The organism is Streptomyces prunicolor NBRC 13075, assembly GCF_000367365.1.
In the GTDB taxonomy this organism is placed as follows: domain Bacteria; phylum Actinomycetota; class Actinomycetes; order Streptomycetales; family Streptomycetaceae; genus Streptomyces; species Streptomyces prunicolor.
Map to the genome: position 1 here is coordinate 1 of NZ_BARF01000141.1, position 23,387 is coordinate 23,387.

The 23,387-nt window shown below is 70.8% G+C and carries 26 protein-coding genes; 11 read left to right on the forward strand and 15 right to left on the reverse strand.

Annotated features, from left to right (window positions below; all coding sequences use genetic code 11):
* Positions 1–239 precede the first annotated feature (239 nt).
* Positions 240–488, reverse strand: a complete 249-nt coding sequence (locus SPR02S_RS58330; protein ID WP_043259076.1) for a WhiB family transcriptional regulator — start codon at positions 486–488, stop codon at positions 240–242.
* Positions 489–624: 136 nt separating this feature from the next.
* Positions 625–1,344 carry an ANTAR domain-containing protein gene (locus SPR02S_RS58335; RefSeq protein WP_019064835.1) on the reverse strand — a complete coding sequence of 240 codons (720 nt, stop codon included), beginning with the start codon at positions 1,342–1,344 and terminating at the stop codon, positions 625–627.
* 209 nt (positions 1,345–1,553) lie between these two features.
* Here SPR02S_RS58335 and SPR02S_RS51240 point away from each other — a divergent pair, with 209 nt between their 5' ends.
* The 4 genes from SPR02S_RS51240 to SPR02S_RS51255 all read left to right on the forward strand — a co-directional run bounded on the left by SPR02S_RS51240 (position 1,554) and on the right by SPR02S_RS51255 (position 4,414).
* Positions 1,554–1,928 carry a helix-turn-helix transcriptional regulator gene (locus tag SPR02S_RS51240; protein WP_019064836.1) on the forward strand — a complete coding sequence of 125 codons (375 nt, stop codon included), beginning with the start codon at positions 1,554–1,556 and terminating at the stop codon, positions 1,926–1,928.
* A gap of 1,038 nt (positions 1,929–2,966) precedes the next feature.
* The gene (locus SPR02S_RS51245; RefSeq protein ID WP_106437186.1) at positions 2,967–3,230 is read left to right on the forward strand and encodes a DUF5133 domain-containing protein; all 264 of its coding nucleotides are present in this window, start codon (positions 2,967–2,969) and stop codon (positions 3,228–3,230) included.
* The gene (locus SPR02S_RS51250) at positions 3,227–3,649 is read left to right on the forward strand and encodes an SsgA family sporulation/cell division regulator (RefSeq protein ID WP_019064838.1); all 423 of its coding nucleotides are present in this window, start codon (positions 3,227–3,229) and stop codon (positions 3,647–3,649) included. The genes SPR02S_RS51245 and SPR02S_RS51250 overlap by 4 nt, the downstream gene beginning before the upstream one ends.
* A 108-nt stretch (positions 3,650–3,757) precedes the next feature.
* On the forward strand, positions 3,758–4,414 hold the full coding sequence (locus tag SPR02S_RS51255; protein ID WP_019064839.1) for an HhH-GDP family DNA glycosylase: 657 nt from the start codon (positions 3,758–3,760) through the stop codon (positions 4,412–4,414).
* 80 nt (positions 4,415–4,494) lie between these two features.
* On the opposite strand, the gene SPR02S_RS51260 is transcribed toward SPR02S_RS51255, so the two are convergent.
* The 3 genes from SPR02S_RS51260 to SPR02S_RS51270 form a co-directional block, all read right to left on the reverse strand.
* Positions 4,495–4,845, reverse strand: a complete 351-nt coding sequence (locus SPR02S_RS51260) for a PRC-barrel domain-containing protein (protein ID WP_019064840.1) — start codon at positions 4,843–4,845, stop codon at positions 4,495–4,497.
* Positions 4,846–4,907: 62 nt separating this feature from the next.
* A complete protein-coding gene (locus tag SPR02S_RS51265; RefSeq protein ID WP_019064841.1) occupies positions 4,908–5,390 on the reverse strand; it encodes an SRPBCC family protein in 483 nt (160 codons plus the stop codon).
* A 113-nt stretch (positions 5,391–5,503) separates the two neighbouring features.
* The gene (locus SPR02S_RS51270; RefSeq protein WP_019064842.1) at positions 5,504–5,686 is read right to left on the reverse strand and encodes a hypothetical protein; all 183 of its coding nucleotides are present in this window, start codon (positions 5,684–5,686) and stop codon (positions 5,504–5,506) included.
* 351 nt (positions 5,687–6,037) lie between these two features.
* Here SPR02S_RS51270 and SPR02S_RS51275 point away from each other — a divergent pair, with 351 nt between their 5' ends.
* The gene (locus SPR02S_RS51275; RefSeq protein WP_019064843.1) at positions 6,038–7,159 is read left to right on the forward strand and encodes an AI-2E family transporter; all 1,122 of its coding nucleotides are present in this window, start codon (positions 6,038–6,040) and stop codon (positions 7,157–7,159) included.
* 332 nt (positions 7,160–7,491) lie between these two features.
* On the opposite strand, the gene SPR02S_RS51280 is transcribed toward SPR02S_RS51275, so the two are convergent.
* Positions 7,492–8,634 carry an FUSC family protein gene (locus tag SPR02S_RS51280; protein ID WP_086021740.1) on the reverse strand — a complete coding sequence of 381 codons (1,143 nt, stop codon included), beginning with the start codon at positions 8,632–8,634 and terminating at the stop codon, positions 7,492–7,494.
* Positions 8,635–8,717: 83 nt separating this feature from the next.
* Positions 8,718–9,707 carry a magnesium and cobalt transport protein CorA gene (locus tag SPR02S_RS51285; RefSeq protein WP_019064845.1) on the reverse strand — a complete coding sequence of 330 codons (990 nt, stop codon included), beginning with the start codon at positions 9,705–9,707 and terminating at the stop codon, positions 8,718–8,720.
* Between the two features lie 359 nt (positions 9,708–10,066).
* On the opposite strand from SPR02S_RS51285, the gene SPR02S_RS51290 reads away from it, so the two are divergent.
* The 4 genes from SPR02S_RS51290 (at position 10,067) to SPR02S_RS51310 (ending at position 12,414) form a co-directional block, all read left to right on the forward strand.
* Positions 10,067–10,438, forward strand: coding sequence for a phage holin family protein (locus SPR02S_RS51290; RefSeq protein ID WP_043259079.1), 372 nt, complete (start codon positions 10,067–10,069; stop codon positions 10,436–10,438).
* Positions 10,435–10,914 carry a DUF3618 domain-containing protein gene (locus tag SPR02S_RS51295; protein ID WP_019064847.1) on the forward strand — a complete coding sequence of 160 codons (480 nt, stop codon included), beginning with the start codon at positions 10,435–10,437 and terminating at the stop codon, positions 10,912–10,914. Before SPR02S_RS51290 ends, SPR02S_RS51295 begins: the two co-directional genes overlap by 4 nt.
* Positions 10,915–10,919: 5 nt before the next feature.
* A complete protein-coding gene (locus SPR02S_RS51300) occupies positions 10,920–11,186 on the forward strand; it encodes a DUF4235 domain-containing protein (RefSeq protein WP_019064848.1) in 267 nt (88 codons plus the stop codon).
* 250 nt (positions 11,187–11,436) lie between these two features.
* Positions 11,437–12,414, forward strand: a complete 978-nt coding sequence (locus SPR02S_RS51310; RefSeq protein WP_019064849.1) for an alpha/beta fold hydrolase — start codon at positions 11,437–11,439, stop codon at positions 12,412–12,414.
* A 242-nt stretch (positions 12,415–12,656) separates the two neighbouring features.
* Here SPR02S_RS51310 and SPR02S_RS51315 read toward each other — a convergent pair whose 3' ends face one another.
* From SPR02S_RS51315 to SPR02S_RS58340, 6 genes are all read right to left on the reverse strand, one after another.
* Positions 12,657–14,195 (reverse strand): CYTH and CHAD domain-containing protein, encoded by a 1,539-nt coding sequence (locus tag SPR02S_RS51315; protein ID WP_026151662.1) that lies wholly within the window; start codon positions 14,193–14,195, stop codon positions 12,657–12,659.
* Between the two features lie 127 nt (positions 14,196–14,322).
* Entirely contained in the window at positions 14,323–14,994 is a 672-nt protein-coding gene (locus tag SPR02S_RS51320; protein ID WP_019064851.1) for an HAD family hydrolase, read from the reverse strand.
* Between the two features lie 7 nt (positions 14,995–15,001).
* A complete protein-coding gene (locus SPR02S_RS51325) occupies positions 15,002–15,967 on the reverse strand; it encodes an LLM class F420-dependent oxidoreductase (protein ID WP_026151663.1) in 966 nt (321 codons plus the stop codon).
* Between the two features lie 272 nt (positions 15,968–16,239).
* A complete protein-coding gene (locus SPR02S_RS51330; RefSeq protein ID WP_026151664.1) occupies positions 16,240–16,476 on the reverse strand; it encodes a CDGSH iron-sulfur domain-containing protein in 237 nt (78 codons plus the stop codon).
* Entirely contained in the window at positions 16,457–17,110 is a 654-nt protein-coding gene (locus SPR02S_RS51335; RefSeq protein ID WP_019064854.1) for a HemK2/MTQ2 family protein methyltransferase, read from the reverse strand. The genes SPR02S_RS51330 and SPR02S_RS51335 overlap by 20 nt, the downstream gene beginning before the upstream one ends.
* A complete protein-coding gene (locus SPR02S_RS58340) occupies positions 17,107–18,159 on the reverse strand; it encodes an iron-containing redox enzyme family protein (RefSeq protein ID WP_052347208.1) in 1,053 nt (350 codons plus the stop codon). Before SPR02S_RS58340 ends, SPR02S_RS51335 begins: the two co-directional genes overlap by 4 nt.
* 168 nt (positions 18,160–18,327) lie before the next feature.
* Here SPR02S_RS58340 and SPR02S_RS51345 point away from each other — a divergent pair, with 168 nt between their 5' ends.
* Positions 18,328–19,626 (forward strand): ATP-grasp domain-containing protein, encoded by a 1,299-nt coding sequence (locus tag SPR02S_RS51345; protein WP_019064856.1) that lies wholly within the window; start codon positions 18,328–18,330, stop codon positions 19,624–19,626.
* A gap of 7 nt (positions 19,627–19,633) precedes the next feature.
* The gene (locus SPR02S_RS51350; protein ID WP_019064857.1) at positions 19,634–21,655 is read left to right on the forward strand and encodes a CocE/NonD family hydrolase; all 2,022 of its coding nucleotides are present in this window, start codon (positions 19,634–19,636) and stop codon (positions 21,653–21,655) included.
* Between the two features lie 60 nt (positions 21,656–21,715).
* Here SPR02S_RS51350 and SPR02S_RS58345 read toward each other — a convergent pair whose 3' ends face one another.
* Together SPR02S_RS58345 and SPR02S_RS51360 are read right to left on the reverse strand one after the other, a co-directional pair.
* Positions 21,716–22,240: a hypothetical protein gene (locus SPR02S_RS58345; protein ID WP_019064858.1), complete on the reverse strand. Its 525-nt coding sequence runs from the start codon at positions 22,238–22,240 to the stop codon at positions 21,716–21,718.
* A 281-nt stretch (positions 22,241–22,521) separates the two neighbouring features.
* A complete protein-coding gene (locus SPR02S_RS51360; RefSeq protein WP_019064859.1) occupies positions 22,522–23,025 on the reverse strand; it encodes a type 1 glutamine amidotransferase family protein in 504 nt (167 codons plus the stop codon).
* Positions 23,026–23,387: the final 362 nt, after the last annotated feature.

The window sequence follows — 23,387 nt, forward strand, 5'->3', positions numbered from 1 at the left end:
CGGGGCAACCCGTACTCCGTGGGCCGGGATCAGATCCACCCGGCATCCCGAAGCCTGCTCCACGGGCGCGTCAACCCCGACCGCTTCCCCGTCTGCGGCCACATCGGGGAACACACCATCACGCCCTATGACCTGCTGATCGGCAACGGCAGCTCATGGCACGACCTCGCCCTCACCGCCCCGCGCCACCCGCCGGCCACCACAGGTGACCTGACGGCGCGTTACGCGCCGGGCCTCGTTCATTCGTGCGCGACCACCAGGGCGGTCGTCCTGCGCAGTTCGGCGCGCTCCCGCTCGCTCGTTCCACCCCATACGCCGTGGGCCTGGCCGTTATCCATCGACCAGCCGAGGCATTGCCGGATCACGGGGCACCGGAGGCAGACGCGCTTGGCGGCGCGTTCCTGCCGTAGCGCCGGTCCTGTGGAGCTGAGGGGAAAGAACAGCTCCGGGTCCTCATGAGCGCAGGCAGCCCGCTGAGCCCATTCCATGAACGCCTCCTCAATGACCTGTCCCGAATACGGCTCGTCCGTCCGGATTTCGGCCCGAGTGCCCATGCCGGACGACCGGAAACCGAAAGGCACCGGCAGGAAGGTCAACGGCGTGGTGGAAAAGGCCTGTTGGGGTTCAGTCCTCGCCGGCTTCCGCCGCGCGTGCTGCCGACGGAGTCCGCGGCAGGGCGGCCACCGTCGCGGCCAGTTGCTGCTGGAGGGCTTCGGAGAGCGGGGGTCCGGTGACGGCGCTGACGATTTCTTCGGCCACATGGTGCAGTTTGGTGTTCGTGTTCTGGGAGGCCGTGACGAGGGCCTCCCAGGCGCGCTCGGGGGACAGCCCGAAGGACGCCATCAGCACTCCGCGGGCGAGATCGATCACGGGCCGTGTCCGCATGGCCCGTCGCAGCTGAACGAGTTCGATGCACGGATCCTGGTGCGCTTCGCCGAGGGACACGGATTCCTTCCAGGGGTGGGGTGTTGGGCCGGACGTCGCATCCGGCAGTCGTCGGGCACCCGCGTGGTTCTCGTCCACAACGGTGAAGAGGGAGCGCGTGCAGGTGACCGAGAGCAGGCGGTGCACCACCGCGCTCGCCGTCCGAATGACGACGGTCCTACCCTCGTCGCGGGCGTGGCGACGCACGCGCAGCAACGCGTCGAGGCCGGCGCGGTCGCAGAAGTCCATCCCGCTCGGATCGAGGCCCATTCCGCATACCGGTCGGCTGAGGACTTCGCGCAGAGCGTCATCGAGGGCCTGTTCGGTGAGGCCGTCGAGTGCGCCCGACACCATCACGAGCGCCCGGTCGCCCGCGGAGTGCGCTTCGATTCCCAGCGGAGCCCGCTCGGGACCACCCACGACGGGAAGGGGTGTGAAAGCCGGCCTCGTTTCCCGCCGCGCGGTGCGTCGTAGAGGCACGTTCTGACATGGCAGCCGCTCCATTGGCATCCGTATGTAGTCACCTCGTGCCCGTCAAGGCTCCGCTCGAACACCATCGCACGTCAAATTATACAGGAATCCTGTTTCGCTCTTCTGAATGCGCGAACCATGGAGCGTATCCTGGGGGTATGCATGCAGCACCGGAACCACATACCGGTTGGACGTTCCTGACCAACCACGCACGTGTGCTGGCCGCGATCGCGGAGGATCCCACCACGCGCATCCGTGACATCGCCGCGCGTTGCCGCCTCACCGAGCGGGCGGTCCAGAAGATCGTTTCCGATCTGGAGGAGAGCGGCTTCCTCACCCACACGCGCAACGGCCGCTCCAATGCCTACCGCATCGAGGAAGGGACCATCCTGCGCCACCCCGCCGAGGCAGGGCTGACGGTGGCCGACCTGCTGTCCCTTCTCGCCCAGCACGACGCCGAACACGACGACGGACCGCAAGAGCTGCAGGAGGCGGTGCCCCCGCAGGTGCGCAGCGCGGAAGCGGACTTGTGACCTCGGCTGTGTGAACGCCTCGGCCGGTGCCAGTGGAGAGTGCCGACCTGATCTCCGGCGCCTTCGTCACGGACCTGCTTCCCCCTTGTCCTGAGAGCCCCTCCCGGCGCCCGGTGGACCCGATCCGGGTCCCCTGCCCACGGACCGTGCAACGCGCACCGCGGCATCGGCGAAGGCGGTCGGGCCAGGGCCCGCCCCTCGTTTGGCTCCGTCTCCGGAGAGACCCGGTACGTGTCCCCCGGCACCCGGCACGCACCGGTTCGGGCGCCGCGCGTCTGTTCCGCGCAGTCGGGGTACTCGCCCGCCGCGATCTGCCGGCATGGCACGAGCACAGGCGCGCCGCGAGTGCGTACGGAGGGAGGCGTCCGTCAGGACGAGCGGCGCGGAGGGCTCACCGGGCATGGGCCGGGGGCGACATGAGGGCCGCACGACACCACCGGAACGGGGGCGTCGGGGGCCGCCGAGTCCCCCCGTTCCCCCGGCGGCGGCAGTTGATCGGTCCAGCACCGCGAGGAGTGCGCGGGAAGGCGCCTTGTGTGCCAGGAGGCTTCCCAGGCGGTCGGGCGCGTCTTTACCGCAGTCGGCGCACCGAGCCGGGTACCGCCGCCGACGCCACGGCCGGGGCTTCCGGTACTTCGACACCGAGGGCCGACCTCGGCGCGATCCAGCGGAGCCGAACCGGATCCGGGCACTGGTCATCCCCCGGCATGGCAGGACGTGTGGATCTGCCGGCCGACGGACACCTGCAGGCCGTGGGCACGGACGCGGTCGGGCGCCGCCGAGTACCTCTGCCACCCCCGTTTCCGCGCCGGACAGGAACCGGGCCAAGCACAGCCCCAGTGACCGACGAGGGCGTCCGCCGTAGCCCGGTCTGTTTCGGGTCGTGCGGACGGGGCACACGGGAGCCCAGTCAAGTGCCTCGGCCCGGCAGGCACCCTTCCTTCCCCCCTGAGGAGTGTCATCGTGCCCTCCCACGCTCGCCACGACTCCGACCCGACGAGCCCGGGTGCCCCGCCGGAAAGGTGGAGAACCCACGTGATGGTCCCGGACCCGGCGGTGTTACGGCAGGCCGTCGATCGCTACCTGGCGCTCGCGGCCCACCGGTACCCGGCCGCCGCCGTCAGTCCGCGGAACGCCGCTTACGCCCTGTGCGTCCTCACCGGCACTCGCACGGTGGAGGACGCCATGTCGGCGATGCACCCGCTGTGCCCGGGCTCCCTGACGCCCACACCTCCGCGACCGCAGACGTCGATGGTCCCTACGGCCGAAAGCGGCTCCGCGCAGACGGAGGCCGTGCCGTGACCCAGCCCCGGGACGAGCCGCAGCTGAAGGTCGGCACGACCGGATTCGTGGTCCTCGCGGACGACGAAGGGGCCCTCATCCCCACGGAGTTGGTCTACCGGCCGGACGACTGCCTGGCCGCGCGTCTGGTGCTGCTGGGACCCGACGGGCTGGCAGTCGGCTGGACCTTCGCCTGGGAACTGCTCGCCATGGGCCTGATGTCCCCCGCCGGCGACGGAGACATCACCGTGCGCCCCGCACGGGGACCGGTCGACGGCGTCGAGGTGAGCCTCGTCGCCCAGTCCACCGCACGGGTGTGGCTGCCTGAGGACGGCGTCGCGGAGTTCGTGCGGAAGGTGCGCGGGAGGGCCGGCCTCGACGCCCGGGGCATCGCTCCGGCGCTCGACAGGGAACTCGCCACGATCACGAACGGAACGTAGTCCGGGGCACATTCCACTCCCGAGCGAGGCGCGATCGGGTCCACCCCCTTCACCCGGACCCATCCGGGGACACGACATACCGAACACGGTCTTCGGAGGTGAGAACAGATGGCCACGACCACTCAACGCGGGGTGATGCGGGCGCTGTTGGACGCCCACGGCCGCACCTATGCCGACGAGGCGGGCATCCCGCTCAAGGACACCCCTCAGCCGTTGTACCGGCTGCTCGTGCTCGCCTGCCTGCTCAGTGCGCGTATCCGCGCCGACATCGCGGTCGCCGCGGCCAAAGAGCTGACCGCCGCCGGGATGCGTGATCCACGCCGGATGGCCGAGGCCACCTGGCAGCAGCGGGTCGACGCACTCGGCCGCGGCGGCTACCGGCGCTACGACGAACGCACCGCCACCCAGCTCGGCGACGGCGCGACGCTGGCCATCGAACGCTACGGGGGCGACCTGCGACGGTTGCGGGAGCAGGCCGACGGCGACACGGCGACGATACGGCGACGACTCCAGGAGTTCCCCGGACTGGGACCGGCCGGCGCCGACATCTTCCTGCGCGAGGCACAGGCGGTCTGGCCCGGGACGGCACCCTACCTCGACGCCAAAGCCCTCCAGGGCGCCCGCGCCCTGGACCTGCCCACCGCACCCGCCGCCCTGCTCCGCCTGACGGACGGCACGGAGCCGGCCGTACTGGCCGCGGCCCTGGTCCGCGTCGCCCTCGACAAGAAGTCTCCTCGGGCCGTCCGCGAAGCCGCCGACGGCTGAAAACCGGCTCCACAACCACAAGGAAGAGGTGGGCCGGAACGACTGTTCCGGCCCACCTCTCGCGCACCCCGGCTCAGATCTCACGCACGGTGGCCCTCGTAGTAGCCACCGAGCTGCTCCTGATAACCCGCGTCACCAGTGTGCTTGTCCTTGTCGAACTCGGGAGCGTTCTTGATCTCCTCCTTCGTCCGGTCGACGTAGATCCTCTCCTCCGCCGTGTCGACGCCGATGACGAGGCCGGCGGGGATCAGAACGTGCTTACCGAAGATCCACGCCCCGGTGTCGACAACGAGGTGAGAGGCTCCGACGTCGTCGGAATGCTTGTCGACCTTGCCGATGGCGCCGTCGGTCGCCTCGACCTTGTAGCCGATCAGGCTGGTGCCGCCGGTGTAACCGACCGCCGGTTGGTACCCCCACATGTCCGCACTCACGAATACATCTCCTTGATCAACTTGGTCAACGGATTTCACGACTGGAATGGAGCTTCGGAGCGTCAGAGTGACGTTCCGGGGTCCTCGGGGCGGATACGTCCGCGCCAGCCGCCCGTCTCGCCGCCGCGGTCCTCGATGTAGTCCTTGAACCGCCGCAGGTCTCCCTTGACCCGCCGGTCGATCACGCCCAGCATGTCGGCGGACTTCTCGGCGACGCCGGTCGGCTCGACCTCCATGGTGAGTTCCACCCGGGTGCGCTCGGCGTCCAGAGGTTCGAAGCGCACCGAGCCCCGCTGCCGTGTGTCGCCGTCCACGGAGCGCCAGGTGATGCGCTCGTCCGGGGCCTGGTCGACGATCTCGGTGTCGAACTCGCGCCGCACGCCGCCGATGCTGGTGATCCAGTGGTTGTGCCGGTCGTCGAGCTGCCTCACTTCCTCCACGCCTTCCATGAAGTGGGGGAAGTGCTCGAACTGGGTCCACTGGTTGTAGGCCGTGTGGACCGGCACACCGACCTCCACGGCTTCCTTCACAGTGCTCGTGCTCATTCGCTCCTCCTTCGTCGGGGATCGTCCACACCAGATCGCCGGATCGGCGGACCGGCGTGGGTCCGGGTCGCGTCGGGTACCCGGGGAGAGGACTTGAAGACATCCAGGCGGAGTCAGTCCGTGCTGCGGATGATGTTCGCCTCGGTGTCGGACTGTGCCGCTGTCGGCGTGCTCTCGTCCGCGACGGCGGCGACGCAGGTGCGCACGCCCTTCGCCCGGCGGTGACGGGCCTTCGACCAGCCCGTCTCGGCGACGCGGATCGACGGTTTCGGCGTGGGCGGGAGTTGAGTGGTCACGGTCGTTCATCTTCCTTCTGCGCGCGATGCCCTGACTCCTCGGAACGGAGAGCGGCTTACGGGCGCGATGTCCTGGTGGTCGAGTTGCCCGTCGCGGTGCCCGCAAACCATCCCCCTTCCCATCCCGGCTCGCCCGTCCGCCGCCGTTTCCGTCGGCGCACCGGGGTACCCGGTCATCGGTGCCGACAGACGCCCGTACGAACGCCGGGGCCGAGCAGGGCGCCGGCTCCTCCGGCCACGAACACCCTTCCCCGTACGGGCACTTCGGTCAGGGATGCCTGCCCACCCGCATTCCGTCCGAGTCGATCACAGCCGAGGGTGTGGCGGATCCAGACAGCCAGGAGGGCGCCGGTGAGCGCGGAGGGGACCAGTCCGGACGGCGGCCGGAGCCATGCGGCTTCCGTCGAGCCGCCCGTCGCCAAAGACACCGCAAGCCGTCGGCCGGAGCGGCGACCGTCACGGTCGTGGTTCTCCATCGGATTCCGGGTCGGCCTGGGGGCGCTGACGGCGTACTGGCTGGTGCGGTCCGTCCAGCTCATGGAGAGCCTCCTGATGCTGGTGCTGCTCTCCCTGGTGATCGCGATCAGCGCGGACCCGCTCGTGAGCCGGCTCACCGAACGGGGGCTGGGCCGCGCGTGGGCGGTGGCCACGGTGATCGTGGGACTGTTCCTCGTCCTGGGCGGCCTCTCCACGCTGTTCATAGCGCCCGCCGCCCATGAGATCACCGCGGTGGTCCACCAAGTACCCACGTGGCTGCAGCAGTTGCACGACCACCACTCCTTCCTGGGCCGGACGGAGGACCGCTACCAGATCATCGAGAAGGCCAAGAGGCAGCTGGGCACCGATACCAGCAGCCTGGCCGACGGCGTGATGGGCGCGGGTCAACTGCTCGTCACCACCCTGACCGGTCTGTTCCTGGTCATCACCCTGACCATCTACTTCCTGGCCGGGCTGCCCGCTCTCAAGCGTTTCTGCCTGCGCTTCGTGCCCGGCAGCCGACGCGACCACACGGCGGCTCTGGTCGACGAGATCCTGCTGCGCACCGGGCGTTACATGCTGGCCAACGTCGCCACGTCGGTCATCGCGGGGCTGGCCACGTTCATCTGGCTGGTGGTCTGGGGGGTCCCCTATCCGGCGGCGCTGGGCGTGTTCGTCGCCTTGATGGACCTGATCCCCGTGGTCGGCTCCACCATCGGCGGCATCGTCGTGTCGCTGGTGGCCCTGGCCGTCTCCCTGCCGGTGGCGATCGCGACCGCCGTGTTCTACGTCGTCTTCCGGCTCGCCGAGGACTACCTGATCCTGCCCCGCGCCATGAAGTTCGCGATTCAGGTCCACCCCCTGGTCACCATCCTCGCCGTACTGGCCGGCGGCGTCCTCGAAGGCATCATCGGCGCTCTGCTCGCGATCCCCGTCGCGGTGGCCGTCGGGCTGGTCCTCGACGACGCCGTCTTCCCTCGGATCACCCGACGCTGACTGTCCGGGAAGCCAGGGGCACCGTTCTCGGCGGTGCCCCTCTTCTTGTCCTGTCCCCCGCGGGCACCCGTCCACGTGTGCCCGGTCCGCCCTGCCCGGGATCCACCCGGTGCGACGCCGGCATGGGTGGTGCGGCCGGTCACCGTCGGCGTTCGCGGTGCGGCCCGGCGCATGCGAACGGGCGCGGATGCGTGACCTTCCCCGGGGCGCGGACGGGTCGGGAAGGCGCCGCGCTGCTCCGGAGGCGGGGCGTGCGCCCACCTCCGGAGCAGCTGTCTCCCGCGGTGGAAGTCTCGACGTCGGGCCCTGGCGTCCTGCTCGCGGCCTGCCGCTCAGGGCGGGGCGGCGAGCCGGCCGGCCAGACGGTGGGCCTGGGCCAGCAGGGTGCCGTAGGTGGCGAACTCGCCGGGACTGCCCGGCCCCGCCTTCGTCAGATCGTGGCGCAGGGTGTCGAGCGTGCGGTGCAGTTCCCGTACGGCCTGACGCAGTTCGCGGTCGCCCCGGTGGCCGAAACGGCTGTGGTCGTAGAGGCGAAGAGTGTCGGCGGTGCGGCGCAGGAACGTGGCGTAGCGGCGGGCGAGGGCGGGGTGCGGCCGGGCGGCTGGGCCATCTTCGGCCGCGGCCTCAAGGACGGTTCGGGTCACGTCGGCGGTGTGGAGCGCGGCGCAGTCGAGGACCACCACCGCGTCGTCGTAGTCCCCGCCGTGAAGGGGTGTCGCGCCGGTGCGGCGGCGGAGGTTGACGCGAAGGCTTTCCCGGCTGGTGTCCAGGGCGCTGCGTGCCTGGTCGACCAGGCGTTGCAGTCGCAGAGCGCGTTGGTGGCAGGTGTCGGCCTCCTCGGCGTTCCACCTCCCTTCGCCGAGCCCGTCGGCCACGGCGTGAAGGATGTCGTGCGTCTCGCGAAGGGCGTCCCGCAGGGCGGCGCGGGTGTCGCGCAGGTAGACCGGGGGACGGATCAGTGCGTTGACGGCGATACCGACGACCGCGCCGAAGACGGCCTCGGCGATACGGGCCGCAGCGGCGGGGATGCTGACGGCCCCACCGGTGAGGACGAACAGGGCGCCGGTGGCGGCGTAGATGCCCTGGCTGCCCAGGCGCCGCCACTGCCCCAGCAGCACGGTCGTGGGCAGGACCAGCGCCATCGCGGTCATCGTGTTGTGCAGCAGCAGCGCCACCGCGGTGGCCACGACCGTCCCGGTGGCGATCGCCGCGAGCTGCTGCAGCCCGTGCGCGATGGACCGGTAGACGGTCGATTCCACCAGCACGATCGCCACCCAGGGGGCGACGAACGCCATGGGCGCGTCGAGCCACCGGCCGACCACCGCCCAGGCGATCCAGGCGGCCAGGGCCGCCTTGACCGCCTGCACGGCCAGATCCCGCTCCCGGCTCGGCCCCGACCACGCCCGTCCGGCCATCTGCCCGGCGGCCCGCACCCGGCGCCGCACCCTTCGCACCGCGGCTCGTATCGCATGCATGGCAGTCCAGGTGCCACCGATCGGCGGCACCTGTGCCGCCCGTCCCGGTCGGCCGGCCTGCCGGACCGGGTCGCCGTTCACTGTCACAGCCAGCCGTTGCGTCGGAACGCCCGGTACAGCAGTCCGGCTCCGAGGGCCATCACGGCGAGCGCGCACGGATAGCCGTAGCGCCAGTCCAGTTCGGGCATGTGGGCGAAGTTCATGCCGTAGATCCCGGCGACCATGGTGGGGACGGCGAAGAGGGCCGCCCAGGCGCTGATGCGGCGCATGTCGTCGTTCTGCCAGGTGCCCACCTTCGCGAGATGGGCGTCGAGGACGGAGCCGAGCAGGTCGTCCAGGGCACGGATCTCGGTGTCGGTGCGGGTGAGGTGATCGGTGACGTCACGGAAGTACGGCACGACCTGGCGCGGCCAGTCGTCCTGGTCCGTGGCGAAGGGCCGCATGACGGGGACCAGCGGCCCGACGGCTCCACGGAACTCCACCACCTCGCGTTTGAGCGAGTAGATCCGCTCGGTGAGCTCGTCCCGGGCGGGTGAGAACACGCACCGTTCCAGGTCCGTCAGGTCGGTCCGTACCTGGGCGGCGGCCTGTGCGTAGTCGTCGACGATCACATCGGGCACCACGTGCAGGACGCTGACCGGCCCGAGCCCTGTCATGTGCGGCTGCTGCGCGAGCCGGCGTGCGGCCTCTACGGTGGGATCGTTCGCGCCGTGCCGTACGGTCAGCGCGAAGGAGGGCCCGAGGAAGATCATCACCTCGCCGGTCTCCACGTCCGCGGTCTCCTCGACGAACCAGACCGTCTTCACGACGATCGCGAGCACGTCGCCGTAGCGCTCCCTCTTCGGACGCTGATGGGCATGGACCGCGTCCTCGACGGCCAGTGGATGCAGCTTCAGGTACTCGCCCAGTTGCTGCAGGTCCTCCTCGCCGGGTTCGTCCACGCGGATCCAGGCGAACTCGTCGGGCTTCAGCGCGGCCAGCCGGTCCAAGGTGACCTGGCATCCCCCGTCCTCCTGCCGGCAGTCGACCTGTTCGCACTCACCGGTCCGCTCCTGGTAGATCAAGCACTCCATGCCCCTTCGAGTGCTTCCGTCACCGCGTTCCATGCTCGGGAACATGGAAAAAGGACGCGGGAAGCCACCGTTCATGGATTTCCAGCGCCGTTGGCCGACCGCCGGGTCCGGACCTTACTGCCCCGCGCGGGCACAGTGATCCGCCGTGGACGGGAACACCGAGCGGGCGCGCCCGGACCTCCAGGCCGCTCCCTGCTCTGAACTCGCGCGTCCGGGGTACTCGCGCGCTCATCGGACGGTCGGGCGCACGACGCGGCCCGGCCCGCACTCACCCACACGGAGGGGAGATGACCGCTGTGTCGAAAACGCAGCCGCACGTCGCGGACTCCCGCAGCGCGGACCGCCCGGGCCAGGAACCGATGAGCGAGCTGGTGCAGCGAGCCTCACACCAGCTGACCGAGCTGGTGCGGGGCGAACTGCGGCTGGCTCAGGCCGAGATGAAGGAGAAGGGTGAACGCTACGGCAAAGGCGGTGGTCTGTTCGGCGGCGCTGGTGTCGTCGGCTTCCTGATGCTGCAGGCGCTGGTCGCCACCGCGATCGCCGCGCTGGCGGTGCCACTGCCGGTGTGGGCGGCGGCGCTGATCGTCGCGGCGGTTCTGGGCGTGATCGCCGGGGTGCTGGCACTGAGTGGGAAGAAGCAGGTCGGCCATGCCGCGCCGCCCCTGCCCGAGGAAACGATCGACAGCGTGAAGGCCGACGTGGCCGAGATCAAGGAGAGTGCCCGGCGATGACCCAGCCGTCTCACAACGAACCCACCGCGGCCGGCACCGAAGAAATCCGGGAGCAGGTCGAGCAGGTCCGGACCGAACTCGGGCATACGGTCGAAGCGCTGGCAGCCAAGGCCGACATCAAGGCGCGCGCCAAGGAAGAGGTCGCCGAGGCGAAGAAGCAGGCCACCGCGAAGGCCGGCGACCTCAAGGAGCAGGCCGCCGTCAAGACCAGGGAACTGACGGCGAAAGGCACCGCCCTGGCCCACCAGGCGCAGGACAAGCTGCCCGACCCGGTCAGGGACAAAGCGGCCCGGGCTTCCGGACAGGCCCACGCCACGGCGGCCCAGGCCGGTCGCGTATGGCAGGAGAAGGCGCCCGAGCCGGTACGGCGGAAGACGGCCCAGGGAGCGCGGCTGGCGCGGGACAACCGCAGCGCGCTGCTGGCGGCGGCCGGTGTCGCCGTGGCGGTGTGGCTGGTCCACCGACGGAAGGGGTGAGCCGGGTGAAGGTATCGAAGATCGCCTACAAGCCCGTCGGCCTGGCACTCGGCGCCGTCAGCGGCATGGCCGCCGGAGCCGCGTTCAAGCAGGCGTGGAAAGTGCTCGGCCACGACACGGACGCCCCGGACGCCACCGACGAGGAACGCTCCTGGGGCGCCGTGCTGCTCGCCGCCACGCTGCAGGGCGCGATCTTCGCCGCGGTCAAGGCAGCCGTCGACCGCGCAGGCGCCGCCACCACCCGTCGCCTGGCCGGAACCTGGCCCGGCTGACGCCCAAGGGAAGGGGGTGGAGAGGGCCGGAGGTCACGAAGACCAGCCCCCTCCCCACCTTCTGATCGGCTGCCCCGGCCCACGGCCACGGCCACGGTCCTTCGCCGGCGCCGCGTCTTCCGCGGCCGGGCCCCGGACCACGCCTCCGCCACGCGGGCGCATCTGTGACGAGACGTGCACCCGTGCGGTGTCTACGAAGGCAGGGCAACGCCGCCGGGACGGCGGCAGCGCGGCGGGAGAGGGGTCGGTCTTGTTCGAGGGCTTCGAGACCAGGTGGGTTCAGCTCGACGAAGTGTCGGTCTTCGTCCGCCACGGCGGCGAGGGGCCGCCGGTGGTACTGCTCCACGGCCATCCCCGGACGTCCGCGACCTGGCACCGCGTGGCACCGCTTCTTGTCCGGCGCGGCTTCACCGTCGTCTGCCCCGACCTGAGGGGGTACGGCCGTTCCCGCGGTCCGGCTGCCACGGAGGACCACGCGGGACACTCCAAGCGAGCGGTCGCCGGCGACATGGTCGCGGTCATGCGCACGCTGGGCCATGACCGGTTCGGGCCGGCCGGACACGACCGAGGAGGCGCCGTCGCGTTGCGTCTCGCGCTCGATCACCCCGGTGCGGTCTCGCGGGTGGCACTGCTCGACTGTCTTCCCCTCACCGAACACCTGACGCGCATCACGGCCGAGTTCGCCACGCGATGGTGGCACTGGTTCTTCTTCGCCCAGCCGGACATTCCCGAGCGGGTCATCAACGCGGACCCGGACAGCTGGTACCGCGGGGACCCGCACAGCATGGGCCAGGAGAACCACGACGAGTGGCGGGAAGCGACACGGAACCCCGCCGTGGTGCGCGCCATGCTGGAGGACTACCGGGCCGGCCTGACCATCGACAGACGGCACGAGGAGGAGGACCGGGACGCCGGCCACCTCATCCGCTGCCCGGCGCTGATCCTGTGGTCGCTCCGGGACGACCTTGAGCAGCTCTACGGCGACCCTCTTGAGATCTGGCGCCGGTGGGCGGACGACGTCCGCGGCCAAGGCATCGACTCCGGCCACCACATGGCCGAACAGGCACCGGATGCCCTCGCCGCCTCCCTGGCGGACTTCTTCGCGGACGAGCCCGAGGTGAGAATCGGAGTTCTCGCTCAGGCGCCGGTCGTGGGCCGGCGCGGAGATGTGGTCCCCGAAGCCGCCACGGGCCCGAACGTGCAGCCGCGCCGAGGTGAGGTGAGGTGAGATCGGGGTACTGCGCGGTGCGCAGTACCCCGATGCCCTCGGTCCTTCGGTGCTCCAGGCCCTGGACCAGAGCCCGGTCCTCGCCTGCGCCCGACGGCGGGATCCCTCCCGCGTCCAGGTAGCAGGCGGCGCCCACGCCCAGGTCGGCGCCGGGCCCTCGGCGAGCGGGCCCTGTCGCGCGCGGCGTCGACGTGCCGGTCGCGATACCCGGGCGACGTGATGCCCCAGCGGACCGACCCCGCTCAGCGGTTGAGCGCCTTACGCAGCTTGCGGCGCGACGCCTCCGCCCACACGGGCGGCAGTTCCCGTTCGTCCCGGTCGGCCGCGGCCTGCTCCTGTCCGTACAACAGGCCCCAGGTGAAGCTCGGTTCGCCGGCCGCGTGTGCCGCCAAGGTCACCTTGCGCAGGGCCTCGCGGGCCACGACGCTGTCCTGGTGGTCGCCGAGCACCTGCTGGACGGCCTTGACCCGCTTGCCCAGCCGCTTGGCGGGTTTGCCGAGCGAGTCGCGCGCCGGTTCCGTGGCGTACCGCGTCTTCTTGGCCGCCTTCCGGGCCTCGTGGAGGGCCTTGTCGCGTTTCGTTCCCGGCGGGAGGTCCAGCGCGTGGGCCATGCGATCGGACAGGCGGCCGTACTCCTTGAGGATCGCTTTGGCCATGACCTTCTCCGGCTGCCGGGCGGCCTTGCCACGCAGCGGGGGCTGCTCCGTCAGCGATGCCAGGCTGTTCAGAAGGGCGAGGTAGCGGGGGGAGTCCAGGGCGGCGATCGTGCGCAGCCGGGCCTCGGAGGTGTCGCCGACGTCCCACACCTGCAGACGTGCGGAGGCCGCTCCGAAGACGAGTTCCGTAGGCAACGCCTCGATCCTGGCGCACAGTCGCTCCCGCAGGACCTCCTGGTCGCGTTCCGCGCCCAGTTCGGTGCTCAGCCACTTGAGTTCGGAGCGGACGGGATCGGTGACCTTCCGGTCCAGGACCGAGCGGTAGGACCGCAGCACGCTGCGCAGCCGGCGGCAGGTGGTGCGCATCTTGTGTACCGCGTCGGGCAGGTCACGGCGGACCGCGGGGTCCAGGTTCACCAGGGCGTGGATCCGTTCGTCCACATAGCGCAGGACCTCCTCGCCGGCGGATCCGGACACTACGGCCCCAGTACACGCATCCGGCACCCGGGGCACTCCGACTTCCGTCTCCTCCAGGGCGCGGGCCAGCTTGGAGGAGCTGTGCGCGCGGCCGATGCCGTTCGCGCCCAGTGTCTTCTCCACGGCGTCCAGCAGTGCGGGGTCGGTGTTTGGGGCGAGTTCGACCTCCATCTCGGTCCATGCGGCCCGGGTACCCGTGGCGAGCAGGGACTCGGCACGGACCGCGTCGATGCTCAGCTCGGCGAGAGCCGTTCCGTCGGAGCCGACGAGCTGCCGTACGCCACGGGCGGAACGGATTCGGACCACCGGCCGCAGCTCCGCACCACGCGTACGCGAGAGCGCCAACTCCCGCAAGGTGTCTGGGACTTCTTCGGACAGCGGGGCCCGTAGCTCTTCCCGGCTGTCACCGGACAGCGGCAGCTTGAGATGCCAACCCGCGTCGCTCCCGCCCGTCCTTCGACGAAGCGTGGCCGACGCGCCGGCCAGCCGCAGGTCGTCGGTGTCGTAGTACACGGCGTCCAGATCCTCGGCGTCCTGATCCACGACGGACGCGATCCCGTCCACGCCGGCGAGGTCGGGCAACCACGCGGTGTCATCGGCCGAGGGGGCCTCGTACTTCCGCTCTGTCTCTCGTATCGACTCGGTCATGTCCTGCGCGTACACGTCTGAGCCCCGGACAAACACGAGCGGCCCGGATTTGCGCCCTACGGGTTCCTCGTTCTTCGCCGGACTCCACACTCACCACCGGCTGACCTCGTACCGCAGCGACCGTCGGTCACTCCATGTCGGCGAAGACGCTGGAGCCGAGCCGTTCCAGAAGGTCGGCGGGGTCCCGGTACACCGCGTGGGCGCCGGCCGTCTCCAGGTCCGCGCGGGGGATCCCGCCGGACAGCACCGCCACCGGGACCACTCCGTCCCGTACGGCGGCCTTCATGTCCCACACGGTGTCGCCGACGAACACGGCCCGTTCGCTCGCAACACCCGCGAGTTTCCTGGCCTGTTGGACGGGGTCGGGGGCGGGTTTGCCGTCGGCGACGTCGTCCGCGCTGGCCGCGCCGAGGATGACGTCGTCCGCGTCGATCGCGCGGCGCAGCGCGGCCAGTTCCGGGCCGCTCGCCGAGGTCGCGAGGACGATCGTCCAGCTCCGCCCGGCCAGGGCGCGCAGCAGGTCGCCCGCCGCGTCCAGTGCCGGCAGCCGGTCGAAGTAGGTGGCGTAGAGGGCGTGATGGGCCGCGACGAACCGCTCGTCGTCCTCGGGGTCGCGGTCCTCCCCGAGCAGGTGCTCGATCAGGTCGTCGCCGCCGAGGCCCACGGCCCGGTGGATCTCCCGCATGGGGACGCGGTGACCGCCCTGTCTGAACGCCTCCCACCAGGTGACGACGTGGAGGTGGTTGGTGTCGACGAGGGTTCCGTCGACGTCGAAGATCGCGGCGCGTTTCGTGGTCATCGCGGGCTCACAGTTCGCGGAGGGCGGGCAGCAGTTTCTGTTCGGCCCATTCGAGGTACGGCTCCTGGTGGTCGCCGCCGATCTGGACGAGCGCGACCTCGGTGAACCCCGCGTCCACGTAAGGCCGTACGGCCTCGACGACCGCCTCCACGTCGTCGCCGCAGGGGATGGAGCCGGCGACGTCCTCAGGTCGTACGAACTGGGTGGCGCCTGCGAACGCGGTGGGTCCGGGGAGTTCGGAGTTGACCGGCCAGCCGCTGCCGAACCAGCGGAACTGGTCGTGGGCGCGGGCGATCGCCGCGTCGCGGTCGGTGTCGTAACAGATGGGCAGTTGGCCGACCTTGGGCTTGCCCGCGCCGCCGTATCCGTCGAACGCGGAGGTCAACTCCGGCCTGGGTTCGGTGGCGATGAGCAAGTCGGCGAGACGGCCCGCGAGTTCGCACGAGCTGTCGCCGGAGACGGCGACACCGATCGGCAGGGGGGTGTCGGGCAGGTCCCACAACTTGGCGTTCTCCACGTCGAAGTGGGTGCCGTGATGGTTGACGTTCTCCCCCGCGAGGAGCGCGCGGATGATCTCCACGGCCTCCTCCAGCCTCGCCAGCCGTACGTGCGCAGCGGGCCAACCGCCGCCCACCACATGCTCGTTGAGGTTCTCACCGGAGCCCAGACCAAGGCGGAACCGTCCCTGGGACAGGAGTTGGAGTGTGGCGGCCTTCTGGGCGACGACCGCCGGGTGATAGCGGGTGGTCGGACACGTCACGTACGTCATCAGGGGAATGCGTTCGGTGGCCTGCGCGGCGGCGCCGAGCACGCTCCACGCGTAGGGGGCGTGGCCCTGGGACTCCAGCCAGGGGAAGTAGTGATCGGACGTGACGGAGAAGTCGAAACCGGCACGCTCGGCACCGACCACATGCCCCACCAGCTCCCGCGGACCCGCCTGCTCGGTCATCATCGTGTACCCGATCTGCACCATGACGCTCATCTCCCTCGCTGTTCACCTGCGCGAATACGATCCTCGGCCCCGTCACCGCCTGCTCGCGGGCCCCGTCCGCAGAACACCGAAGGGCCACACAGCCGACCCGTCGGCTGTCGGTAGCCCCACACAGGGGCGGGTACCCCTCTCGTGACCTCTCGCACGGCCGACGTTCCCCGTGCCACGTGGAGCCGGCCGGTCGGCTCGTCGAGCACGATGCGGCGCGCCGGGGGCCGAGCCGGGGCGACAGACCCGGCGCCCGCTCCCAGGGTTCAGGAGTCGCGGGCGGCTCCGCCGTCCGGCCGTCTCGTCCGTTCGGACCTGCGGTGACTGGTGTCGCACCACGGGTAGGTGCGGCTGCGTCGGCAGGTGCACAGGGCGACGCAGAACCGGTCGGACGACACGGTGGTGCCGTCCTCCAGCGTGACGTCCACCGGTCCTTCCACCAGTAGGGGCCCCGCGCGCCGGGCCACTATGCGGCAGCGCCGTTCATCCGGGTCGTACGGCACGAATGATCACCAGCTCTTCCTTCTCGGCGTCGTCTTCGATCAGGCCTCGGTCGTGCAGCCAGCCGCTGCGGGAGCGCAGGACGGGACCGAAGGCGACGCCGCTGCGTTCCACGACGTCGGCGCGCAGGCTCGCCGCCCGCAACCGCCGCAGCGATTCTTCCGGGCCGCTCAGCACGGACTGGACCACGAGCAGCACTCCGCCGGGCCGAAGGAGTGCGGGTGCGTCCTGGCAGATCCTGTCCAGCACGAGACGGCCGTCGTGCCCCGCGTCCCAGGCCCGGGCCACGCCCCGCCGGGGGCAGGCGCCGGCGGGGGCCGGGACGTACGGCGGGTTGGACAGGATGAGGTCGAAGGTCCGGCCCGAGACGGGAGCCAGCAGGTCGCCCCGTCTGCCCCGGACGGGCAGACGCGCCAGCAGCGCGTTGACCTTGGCATTGAGAGCGGCTCGCCAGGAGATGTCGATCGCCGTGACACGGGCGCCGAGCCGCGCCGCGACCAGCGCGACGGCACCTGTTCCCGTGCCCACGTCGAGAACTTCGGCGTGCGGGGGAAGGTGTTCGTCGCGCAGGAGCCGGACGAGCAGGCCGGTGTCGTCCTGCGGGCTGTAGACGCCGGGCAGAGTGACCGTGGTCATGGGGCCTCGCCTCCGGTTCCCACTGATGCCGGAGAACCTGTTCGTGGTCGAAACGCCGGTCGGACAGGTACGCGCAACGACGACTCCTCCGCCCGCCACGCACCGAGAAGGCGTTCGGCGAGGCGGTCTTCGAGATACGTGGTGGCGTCCGCACCGAAGGCGACATCCCCGTCGAGGTGCGGCTCCTCTTCGAGCAGACCCGCTACGACGTCCCGGCGGACGACCTGTTCGTGGACGGCGTCGGCCTCGACGTGCTCGTCGTAGAAGTGCTCGGCGGCCGGCCCGGCGCCGGTGCGCCGCATGGCCTGGGCCAGGCGCCGTGAACCCGGCGACGAGGTGATCTCGACGGTGGCGAAATGTCCTACCAGGGCCCCTCGCAGGACGCGGTGCAGGCCGAAGAGGGACATCAAGTTCACGGTGGCGAGGGCCTCGACACCGGTCGCGTCGAGATAGTGCCCGTACGCCGTGTTCAGTCCGAGGTCGGCCATGAGATCGGCGAACAGGCGGGCGTGCACGCGATCGGCGCGGCCCGCGCCGAACTCGTCGAACTCCACGGCCGCCATGCCCGCCTTCGCCCGGCCCCACAGCCGGGGCAGTACCCACGCGTGCGGGTCGGCTTCCTTGAGGTGGTAGAGCGAGCGCTGGGCGGCGTACTCGCGCACCTGCCACAGCTCTCCCTCGTCCCGCAGGAAGTGGCTGACGCCCGAGCCGTCGACGGGTTCGACGAGCAGTTCGTCCAGGGCCTCGTCGGCGTGCCTGTGCACGGTCGCGGTGTCACGGAGGGTCTGGAGGAACGGCTGTTCCAGGGCTGCCCGGACCTTGAGCAGCTCGGGGTCCCATTCACGGTCGGCGTCGACGTCGGAGAATCCCCGGTAGTGCAGCTCATAGCAGAGGTAGAGGGCGAGCTGGAGATCGTCTCCGAGCGGGGCGGCGGCGGAGATCTCCTCGCTGTCCGGTAGCGGTCCCGTATGACGCAGATATTCGATGAGCGCCGCCGAGATCCGACCACGGGCGGACGGCAGGGTCGGCCCTGACGATGTGACGTTCATGCCCGCCGGGTACCCGTGATCCAGAAGCTCGCACATGAGCGGTTGTGGGGCGTTCGCGGCAGGGACCCGTCCACCCGGGAGGGCCTGACGCCGTCTGGAATGTCGCCGTATGCCTGGTCGCCGCGCGGGTACACGGCGGGTTCCGTACCCCGATCCCTGGAGCCGTCAGTGAGCCCACGCCCCCGCAACGTATTCGTCGTCGGTCTCGACGAGGCCAACCTGCGAACCCTGCGGGCGGTCCCCCGCGCCGAAGAACTGCGCTTCCACCGTCTGCTGACCATCCAGGAACTCCAGCACGGCGAGGTGACCGTACCGGACCTGATCGACCGGGCCCGGAGCGTGCTGGACGGCTTCGACGGGCCGGTCGACGCGATCGTCGGCTACTGGGACTTCCCGGTGAGCACGCTCGTCGCGCTGCTCGGAAGGGAGTACGGGACGCGCGCCACCACTCTGGAGTCGGTGGTCAAGTGCGAGCACAAGTACTGGAGCCGTCTCGTGCAGCAGGAGGTCGTCTCAGAGCATCCGCGTTTCGGCCGGGTGGATCTCGGCGCGGCCGACCCGCGGCCGCCGGAGGGCCTGCGCTTCCCGATGTGGCTCAAGCCGGCGCTGTCGTACTCCTCCGAACTCGCCTACGGCGTAGGGGACATGGACGAATTCCGCACCGCTGTGGAGCACATCGGCCAGGGCATCCACCGTGTCGGCCGACCCTTCGAGTACATCCTGGACCAGCTCGATCTGCCCCAGGAGATGGCGGGCGTCGGCGGCCAGGTCTGCCTCGCCGAGGAGACACTCAACGGCGTCCAGGTCGCGGTCGAGGGGTACGAGCACGACGGCGAGATCACCGTGTACGGCGTCCTCGACTCCATCAACTACCCGGATTCCACCAGCTTCCTGCGCCACCAGTACCCCTCGGCCCTGCCGGATCCCGTGCAGCAGCGCCTGCGCGAGGTGTCGAAACGGGCGATGCGGCACATCGGCTGGCGGCAGGCGACCTTCAGCATCGAGTTCTTCTACGATCCGGCCACCGACGCGATCTCGATCCTGGAGATCAACCCCCGCCACTCCCAGGCGCACGCGGAACTCTTCGCCTACGTCGACGGCGTGCCCAACCACCACTGCATGCTCGCCCTCGCCCAGGGCGAGGCCCCCGCCATGCCGTTCCGGAAGGGTCCGTACGCCCTGGCCGCCAAGTGGTACTACCGCTGGTTCACCGACGGAGTCGTCGGCAGGGTGCCGACGCCCGGGGAACTCGCCCGGATCGAGAAGGAGATACCCGGCGTCCGGATCGACATCGTGCCCGACGAGGGGCAGCGCCTCTCGGACGTCGACCAGCAGGACAGCTACAGCTACGAGGTGGCGCACATCTTCACCGGCGGCGCCGACGAACATGAGCTGCGCGAGAAGTACGACCGCTGCGTCGGCGCGCTCAGGCTCGCCTTCGACCACACGCCCGAACGTACGACCTGAGAGACGTATGCGATACATCGAGAACCTCCCCCACCCCACCAAGCAGGAGGACCACGTCCGGATCCCGCTGCCGGACGGCGTCCACCTCTCGGCCCGCGTCTGGCGTCCGGTGTCCTCCGACGACTCACCCGTCCCCGCGATCCTGGAGTACATCCCGTACCGCAAGAGCGACCTGAGTTCGGTCCGCGACTCGATCCACCACCCCTACATCGCCGGGCACGGCTACGCCTGTGTCCGCGTCGACCTGCGCGGTACCGGCAACTCCGAGGGCGTGCTGACCGACGAGTATCTGGAAGTCGAGCAGAGCGATGCCGAGGCGGTGCTCGACTGGCTGGCCGCGCAGCCCTGGTGCGACGGCACGACCGGGATGATGGGCCTTTCCTGGGGCGCGTTCGCCGCGCTGCAGGTGGCCGCCCGGCGCCCCGCGAGTCTGCGGGCCGTCGTCATCTCCTCGTTCACCGACGACCGCTACGCCGACGACATGCACTACATGGGCGGCGCGATGCTGTCCGACAACCTCGCCGAGGCGGGCACCATGTTCGCCTACGCCACCTGCCCACCGGACCCCTCCGCCGTGGGCGAGCGCTGGCGCGATATGTGGCACGAGAGGCTCGAAGCCGCCGAACCGTGGATCCTGAACTGGCTGCGACACCAGCGCCGCGACGACTACTGGCGGCACGCGTCGGTGTGCGAGGACTACGCCGCCGTCCACATCCCCGTCCTCGCCTCCAGCGGCTGGGCCGACGGCTACTCCAACGCGGTGACCCGCCTGCTCGCCCACCTCGACGGGCCGCGCAAGGGGCTGATCGGCCCCTGGTCCCACAAGTACCCGCACCTGGGCGAGCCCGGGCCCGCCATCGGCTACCTCCAGGAGGTGGTGCGCTGGTGGGACCACTGGCTGAAGGGGGCGGACAACGGGGCGATGGACGGTCCGATGCTCCGCGCGTGGATGCAGGAGAGCGTGCCGCCGTCCACCTCGTACGAGGACCGCCCCGGCCGCTGGGTCGGCGAGCCCACCTGGCCCTCGGGGCACGTGCGCGACACCGCGTACGCGCTGCGCTCCCGCCACCTCACCGCCGAGCACGACGCCCCCGACGACGGAGGGAACCAGACGCTGAAGTCCCCGCTGTCCGTGGGCCAGTTCGCCGGAAAGTGGGCCTCCTACAACGCCCCGCCGGACCTGCCCTACGACCAGCGCGAGGAGGACGGCGGCTCCCTGGTCTACGAGACCGAGCCGCTGGCGGAGCGGCTGGAGATCCTCGGAGCGCCGCGCGTCGAACTGGAGGTGAGCGCGGACCAACCCGTGGCCATGGTGGCAGCACGGCTGTCGGACGTGGCCCCCGACGGCAGCGCCACCCGGGTCACCTACGGCGTCCTCAACCTGACGCGCCGGGACAGCACGGACGAGCCCGCCCCGCTGGAACCGGGCAGGCGCGAGCGGGCCACGCTGCACCTGAACGGCGTGGCGCAGGCCTTCCCGCCGGGCCATCGCGTACGGCTCTCCCTCTCCACGTCCTACTGGCCGCTCGCCTGGCCGCCGCCGAAGCCCACGCTTCTGACCGTGCACGAGCAGCCGTGTCGCCTCGTCCTGCCGGTCCGCCCGGCCGACGAGCCGAACACCCCGGCCCCGTTCGAGGCACCTGAGGGCACGGCCCCCCTCGCGACGACACAGATCACGCCGCCCGAACAGCGCTGGGAGGTCACCCGCGATCTGATCGACTACGGCGCGGCCCTCAACATCGTCAAGGACCGCGGCACCGTCCACTTCGACGCGATGGACCTCGACGTCGGCTGCCGCGCCGAGGAGCGGTACACCTCGGTCGCCGACGACTTCACGTCACCGGCCGGCGAGGTGACCTGGACGATGGGTTTCCGGCGCGGGGACTGGGACGTACAGGTCCGCACGAGCACGACGTTGACCTGCGACGCCGAGGAGTTCCACGTCAACGCCACACTGGACGCCTACGAGGGCGGCCGACGCGTCGCCTCCCGCACCTGGAACGAGTCGGTCCCCAGGGACGCGCTGTAGACCGTGCGCCGGCGGGCCGTTCGGCTGTGACTCCGCCCGCTCGGGCACGACCCGACTCGCTCAGGACGGCAGGGTCGCGAGGAGTGCGGTGAACAGGCAGAGAAGCAAGGGGACGGCGAAGGCGATGTGCGCGCCGAGGGGAAGCATGGCCGCGACCACGAAACCGGCCAGTCCGTAACCCGCACCATTGGCCGCGTACAGGGAGGAGAAACCGGCGCTCCAGGCGGACTCGGGAAGGTCGCGCTGGAGGGTCAGGGCCCGCGCCGTGATCTGCGGCGCGGCGAACAGTCCGGCCGCCACCGCGATCACCGCGATCACCGCGATCACCGGCAGGCTGGGCACGAGCGCAGCGGGCAGCACCGCGCACAGCATCGCCAGCCAGATGGCCGCCTGCCGATGGATCCGGCCGGGCCAGCGGCGCAGCCCGTAGACCAGACCGCCCAGCAGGCTGGTGACCGAATATCCGGTGAAGAGCACTCCCGCCAGGGATGCGGCGGAGCCGACGGCGTCAAGGGCGGGCGGAACGGCCGTGTCGAGGACGCCGCCGGCGAAGCCTCCGACCACGCCCAGGGCGAGTGACGGCACGGCCGCCCGCAGCAGAACGCGACGTGGTGCCCGCTCCGCGGGCCGCGCACCCTTCGTGGGTTCAGCCTCGGTGCCGTAGAAGCCGGGGCCGGTGGGAGGGCTCGGTTCCTGCGGCCTCGGTCATCGGCGCTTCCGCGCCGAAGAGACCCCGGCCCGAACCCTCGGGTCGCCCCCGGCCCCGCTTGTGGCCAGGGGCGTGCCAGGCCTTTCTCCGCGCTCCTGACACACCGTCAGCGCGGCGGGCACCAGAGCCGTCGAACGGCACCTGGTCGGTACGTCTCTCAGAGGGCAGGGGTGAAACGGCCCCAGGCGCGGTGTCCCCCGAGCAGGCGTGTCACGGCCGGCAGCACCGAGGCCGCTGTCTCGCCGAACACCACCCCTGCGGGGCCCTCGGGCAGGCCGGCTGCCTCCAGCGCAACCATTCCTTCGCCCCAGGCCCCGATGGCCTTGCCGTGGCGGTACGCCTCGGCGACCATCAGCAGCAGCCGGGGATCGACGACGGTGGCCACGCCGAGGTCGTCGTCCGCCTTGGCGTCGCGGGCCCCGTAGGCGTCCGCGGCCGGAGCCGGCGCACCGGCCAGCACGATCGCGTCGAACTCGGTGGACCGGGCGTTGGCGAAGGTGCGCTGCACGGTCACCGGATCGCCCTCCCGGTCCAGTACGCCGCCCGCGGGTGCGACGACCAGCGGGACCATGCCGGCGTCGAGGGCGGCCCGGCGCACCTCGCGTACGCCGTCCAGGTCGTCCGCACCGCTGGTGACGATGGCGATGATCCGGCCCTCCACCGGCCAGTCCCCGCCCAACTGGGAGAGCGCGGGGCTCGGTTCGACCGGATACGGCCGGGGTGAGGCAATGGCCGCGGGTGACGGGGGAGGCCGCGTGATACAGACGGCTTCCCCCGGAGCGGAACCTCCACGCCGACTGCTTCCTTGACCGTGCTCATGAGTCCCGCCTCATGTGGTTCTCGCCGAGACCGGCCCCTTCAAAAAGCGGATCGACCGCTACGGCGTGTGCGAGGCACCCAGTACCCGGGAAAGCCGTACGAAGGCTCCGACCCGGCTGCCGGAAGGCGTCGGCCGGTTTTTACGGGGCACTCGTCCGGTCATCAGCACCGAGGACTCCCGCGCCGCCCCGGAGCGGAGCGGTC

Bases quoted from the DNA above. Each gene is read 5' to 3' on its own strand.
- SPR02S_RS58330 (WP_043259076.1), bottom strand. From the start codon at position 488: ATGGAATGGGCTCAGCGGGCTGCCTGCGCTCATGAGGACCCGGAGCTG.
- SPR02S_RS51240 (WP_019064836.1), top strand. From the start codon at position 1,554: ATGCATGCAGCACCGGAACCACATACCGGTTGGACGTTCCTGACCAAC.
- SPR02S_RS51245 (WP_106437186.1), top strand. From the start codon at position 2,967: ATGGTCCCGGACCCGGCGGTGTTACGGCAGGCCGTCGATCGCTACCTG.
- SPR02S_RS51255 (WP_019064839.1), top strand. From the start codon at position 3,758: ATGGCCACGACCACTCAACGCGGGGTGATGCGGGCGCTGTTGGACGCC.
- SPR02S_RS51265 (WP_019064841.1), bottom strand. From the start codon at position 5,390: ATGAGCACGAGCACTGTGAAGGAAGCCGTGGAGGTCGGTGTGCCGGTC.
- SPR02S_RS51280 (WP_086021740.1), bottom strand. From the start codon at position 8,634: ATGCATGCGATACGAGCCGCGGTGCGAAGGGTGCGGCGCCGGGTGCGG.
- SPR02S_RS51285 (WP_019064845.1), bottom strand. From the start codon at position 9,707: ATGGAGTGCTTGATCTACCAGGAGCGGACCGGTGAGTGCGAACAGGTC.
- SPR02S_RS51290 (WP_043259079.1), top strand. From the start codon at position 10,067: ATGAGCGAGCTGGTGCAGCGAGCCTCACACCAGCTGACCGAGCTGGTG.
- SPR02S_RS51295 (WP_019064847.1), top strand. From the start codon at position 10,435: ATGACCCAGCCGTCTCACAACGAACCCACCGCGGCCGGCACCGAAGAA.
- SPR02S_RS51315 (WP_026151662.1), bottom strand. From the start codon at position 14,195: ATGACCGAGTCGATACGAGAGACAGAGCGGAAGTACGAGGCCCCCTCG.
- SPR02S_RS51320 (WP_019064851.1), bottom strand. From the start codon at position 14,994: ATGACCACGAAACGCGCCGCGATCTTCGACGTCGACGGAACCCTCGTC.
- SPR02S_RS51325 (WP_026151663.1), bottom strand. From the start codon at position 15,967: ATGGTGCAGATCGGGTACACGATGATGACCGAGCAGGCGGGTCCGCGG.
- SPR02S_RS51335 (WP_019064854.1), bottom strand. From the start codon at position 17,110: ATGACCACGGTCACTCTGCCCGGCGTCTACAGCCCGCAGGACGACACC.
- SPR02S_RS58340 (WP_052347208.1), bottom strand. From the start codon at position 18,159: ATGAACGTCACATCGTCAGGGCCGACCCTGCCGTCCGCCCGTGGTCGG.
- SPR02S_RS51350 (WP_019064857.1), top strand. From the start codon at position 19,634: ATGCGATACATCGAGAACCTCCCCCACCCCACCAAGCAGGAGGACCAC.